Origin of the sequence: Albidovulum salinarum (assembly GCF_025673475.1) — a bacterium.
Taxonomy (GTDB): domain Bacteria; phylum Pseudomonadota; class Alphaproteobacteria; order Rhodobacterales; family Rhodobacteraceae; genus Albidovulum; species Albidovulum salinarum.
Genome location: NZ_JAOVQO010000049.1, coordinates 1 through 4117 on the forward strand (window position 1 = coordinate 1; position 4117 = coordinate 4117).

Consider the following 4117-nt stretch of genomic DNA (forward strand, 5'->3'; position numbering starts at 1 on the left):
TCGGCCCGGCGATCACGTTGGTGAGGTCGAGCACCTTCACCCCGTCGAGCCAGCCGCCCGCGCCGGATGCCCCGGGCGCCGGGCGGACGGGTTCGGAGAGGATCGCGTCGAGCCGCGCGCGCGCATCGTCGAGCACCGGCCCCGGCAGCTTGGTCGCGGCCATCGCGTCATCGGCGATCCAGGCGACATTGCCCATCTGCCGCATCTTGCCGTGGCGCGGATCGTCCACCTCCAGCACCAGCCCCGAGGCGAGCGCATGGGGATCGGCAAGCCATTCCTTCGTGAACCGCTGCGCGGTCGCGGGCGACTTGGCGGCGCCGAAGATCGCTTCCCATTCCTGCGAAGGACGGGTGAGGAAAGCCGCCTTCATCGCCGAGGACACCCGGGCGCGATCGCCCGCACCGACCGGATAGTTCCGTACGCTCCAGTCGGCGGGCCAGTCCTTCCGGTCGAGATAGGCGGAGAAATCCGGCAGTTCGTCGGCCAATTCGCCCAGCCCGAGTGCCCGCAAGGCACGCTGCGGATGGCCGGCGATGGAGCAGGAGACGACGTAGAAGCCGCGCCCGTCGGCGCAAGGATAGGTCCGGTAGAACGGATCGAGGAATTCCGACAGCGCCGCGAAGGGCAGGTTCATCGGCAGCCCCTCGGCCGCGCGGCGGTCGAGCTCGACCTCGCGCGGGGACTTGTAGCGGTCGGGATAGGCCTCGATCTGCTCGCAGTTGTAGATCAGCCCTTCCAGAAGCGCCGAGGCCAGCGGCACCTCGATATGGTCGCCGCCGTTCCGGCCGCGCGCGGCGAGCGCGAAGAGGACCGACATCGCCCCGAAGGCCGCGCCATAGGCCGAGGCGAGCGCCAAGGGCGTGAAGCTCGGGTTGATGCCCATGAGTCGCCGGTTGAGCCCCATGTCGGTGAACTGCCCGGTCCGCGCCGCGATCACCGCCTCCCAGGCGGCAAGCCCGGCGAGGTCGGTGTCGGTCGAGGCGAAGCCCGGCATGGAGAGGCTGACGATGCCGGGATTGACGGCGCGCAGGTCGTCCGGGCCAAGGCCGAGCCGCTTCATCACGCCGGGGCGGAAGTTCTCGATCACGACGTCGGCGCGCGCGGCAAGATCGAGCGCCGTCGCCCGGCCCTCCGCGGACTTGAGGTCGAGGACCAGCGAGGACTTGCCGCGCGACAGCATGTCGGCCGCCGGCGACTTGAAGCGCGGGCCGCCGGGCGGGTCGATGCGGATCACCTCGGCGCCCATGTCGGCCAGCATCATGCCGACGAGGGGGCCGGCCAGATACTGGCCGAAATCGAGGACGCGGATGTGAGAGAGCGGGCGTTCAGCCATCTGGTTCCCCATATGCTCGGTTGTTTCGCGAAGGCCGGAGCCTGCCGGAAAGGGGTAATGCGCGAATCGAAGGCTGGACACTGGACAAAACACTGGCGAGACGCCTAGGTCTTGTTATGGACGCGCTGACCCGAAACGTTGCCGGATCGCTGAACGCACTTTTGGTGCTTGAGTGCGCCGTGCGGTATAGCAACTTCTCCATGGCAGCTCGCAAACTAAACCTGAGCCAGCCCGCAGTGTCGCGCCATATCGCGACACTGGAGGACCGGCTGGGGCAGTCGCTCTTTCAGCGCGACAACAACAAGCTCACCCCGACCGCGAGCGCGCGCCGTCTGGCCGACGCCGTTGCGCTCGGCTTCGGCCATGTGGACCGGGTGTGGCGCGACATCTCCGCCCCGCCGGAGCGCGACGAGGTGGTGCTGGCCTGCACCTTCGGCCTCGCGGAACAATGGCTCATGCCGCGGTTTCCGGGGTTGCGGGCTGCCATGAAAGGGGCGCGGGTGCGGGTGGTCACGACCGACCAGCTCGGCGACATCGACCTCGGCCGCGTCGATGCCGCCGTGGTCTGGAACGTCGAACAGGCGCCGGACCGCCCGGCGCTGCCGCTCATCCCCGAGGAGGTGTTTCCGATCTGCAGCCCGGACGTTGCGGCGCGCGAGCTGCAGGGTCATCCGGGCGCGGCGGCGGCCGTCGATCCGAAGTGTCTAGAAGACCTGCGCGCGGACCGGTTCCTGCATTTCGATGTCGGCAGCTCGGGTTTCCTGACCTGGGACGGCTGGTTCGCAAGGACCGGGCTGAAGCCGCCGCGCTTCGACAAGGGCGCGACCTTCGACGCCTATCCGTTCCTGCTGCAGGCGGTGCTCGCCGGAGAGGGCGTGGCGCTCGGATGGCGTGGCCTCGCGGACGAGCTTCTGGCCCAGGGCCGCGTTGTGCGGGTGGGGCCGACGGTGGCGCATCGCGAGACCGCCTACTACCTGCAACACCGGCCGATCCGCGACCCCGACGGGGCGCTCGCTCGGCTGGTGGACTGGTTTCAGGAGCAGGTGTCGCAAGGCTAAAGGTCCATGAGACCGAGGGATGGGTGGCGGAAGCCGGGGTGACCGGCTGCCGCCTGACGCGGGTTACGCCCGCTGGCCGACGTGCCGGCCGGCGCCCTCCGGCCGGGGAAGCCCGGCATGGGCGGCGGTGAACTCGGCGAGCTTCGCGGCGATGTCGGGCGCGGGTTCGCTGCTGCGCCTTGCGGTCAGGTCCATGTGCAGAAGCAGCGTCTCGACCGTCGCCGCGAGCGCGCCGTCGCCGCGTTCGAGGCGGTGGAAGAGGTGCATCTTCTTGCCCTCCCCGCCGAGAACCTGCGTGGTGACGCGCAGCCGCTCGCCCGCCTTCACCTCGTCGAGGAAGCGTACATGGCTCTCGACGGTGAAATAGCTGCGCCCGGCCGCGACATAGGCGGCATCGGCGCCGATGATTTCCATGAACCGGTCGGTCGCTTGGGCGCCGGCCTCTAGGTAATGGGTCTCGTTCATGTGGCCGTTGTAGTCGGTCCAGCTCGTCGGAACCTGCCGCTCGACGGTGACCGGAAGCGTCGCGCCCTTCGGCTCGGCGAAGGTCGCCTCGTGCGCTTTGAGGACGCCGCCCGCGCCGCTGCCGGACTTGCGCAAGGCCCGCATCATGCCGACGAGGTTGTCGTCGCGGAGCCGTTCCAGCTCGCGGATCGAGAGGTGGCCGGACTGGGCGTCGGACTGGCCGGCGATCAGGTCGACGAGGTCGTCGTTGAACTCCGGCACGTCCATGAGCTTGGTCCAGGGCCACTGCAGGCAGGGGCCGAACTGGGCCATGAAGTGCTTCATCCCCGCCTCGCCGCCGGCGATGCGGTAGGTCTCGAAAAGGCCCATCTGCGCCCAGCGGAGGCCGAAGCCCATGCGGATCGCCTCGTCGATTTCGGCGGTGGTGGCGACGCCGTCCTTCACCAGCCAGAGCGACTCGCGCCACACGGCCTCGAGCAGGCGGTCGGCGATATGGGCGTCGATCTCCTTGCGGACGATCAGGGGGAACATGCCGATCGAGCGCAGGATCTCCGCCGCGCGGTCGGTCTCGGACGCCGCGCCCACCAGCTCGACGAGGGGCAGGAGATAGACCGGGTTGAACGGGTGCGCGACCACGGCGCGGGCGCCTTTTTCGTTCAGTTCCGAGGGTTTGAAGCCGCTGGTCGAGGAGCCGATGACCGCCGTGGCCGGCGCCGCCTCGCAGAGCGCGCCGAGCACCCTGTGCTTGAGGTCGAGCCGTTCGGGCACGCTTTCCTGCACCCAGTCCGCGCCCGAAACAGCCTCGGCCAGGTCGGTGTGGAAGCTCAACCTCCCCTCGGCGGGCAGCGCCTTGTCATAGAGCGCCGGCAGCGAGCGCCGGGCGTTCGCGATGACCTCGCCGATCTTGCGTTCGGCTTCGGGATCGGTGTCGAACACCGAAACGTCCCAGCCGTTGAGCAGGAAGCGGGCGGCCCAGCCGCCGCCGATCACACCCCCGCCGATGATGCTCGCCTTGCGTGCCATCAGATGTATTCCCTTCGAACTGGCCGGTCTGCCCGCGATCGGCAGAGCGTCGGCATAACGTATGGCAAGTGAAACCGCCGGGCCGTCCGCCCGTCAGCGCGCCTTCGGCGACCGCTTGGTCAGCCCGAGCTTGGCCCGCACCTCCTCGGGCCCGATCACCCGCGCGCCCATGTTCGTCACCACGGTCGCGGCGCGCTCGACGAGCTGGGCGTTGGTCGCCAGCACCCCCTTGTCGAGC

At 69.3% G+C, this 4117-nt stretch carries 4 protein-coding genes; 1 reads left to right on the forward strand and 3 read right to left on the reverse strand.

Going from position 1 to position 4117, the window contains the following annotated elements; all coding sequences use genetic code 11:
* The coding region (locus tag OEZ60_RS21895; protein WP_263340946.1) for a CaiB/BaiF CoA transferase family protein at positions 1-1333 on the reverse strand (1333 nt) is incomplete at its 3' end.
* A 116-nt stretch (positions 1334-1449) separates the two neighbouring features.
* On the opposite strand from OEZ60_RS21895, the gene OEZ60_RS21900 reads away from it, so the two are divergent.
* The gene (locus OEZ60_RS21900) at positions 1450-2391 is read left to right on the forward strand and encodes a LysR substrate-binding domain-containing protein (protein WP_263340948.1); all 942 of its coding nucleotides are present in this window, start codon (positions 1450-1452) and stop codon (positions 2389-2391) included.
* A 63-nt stretch (positions 2392-2454) separates the two neighbouring features.
* On the opposite strand, the gene OEZ60_RS21905 is transcribed toward OEZ60_RS21900, so the two are convergent.
* Positions 2455-3879 carry a carnitine 3-dehydrogenase gene (locus tag OEZ60_RS21905; protein ID WP_263340950.1) on the reverse strand — a complete coding sequence of 475 codons (1425 nt, stop codon included), beginning with the start codon at positions 3877-3879 and terminating at the stop codon, positions 2455-2457.
* Positions 3880-3972: 93 nt separating this feature from the next.
* On the reverse strand, positions 3973-4117 hold a 145-nt coding region (locus OEZ60_RS21910; RefSeq protein ID WP_263340953.1), incomplete at its 5' end, for a 3-keto-5-aminohexanoate cleavage protein.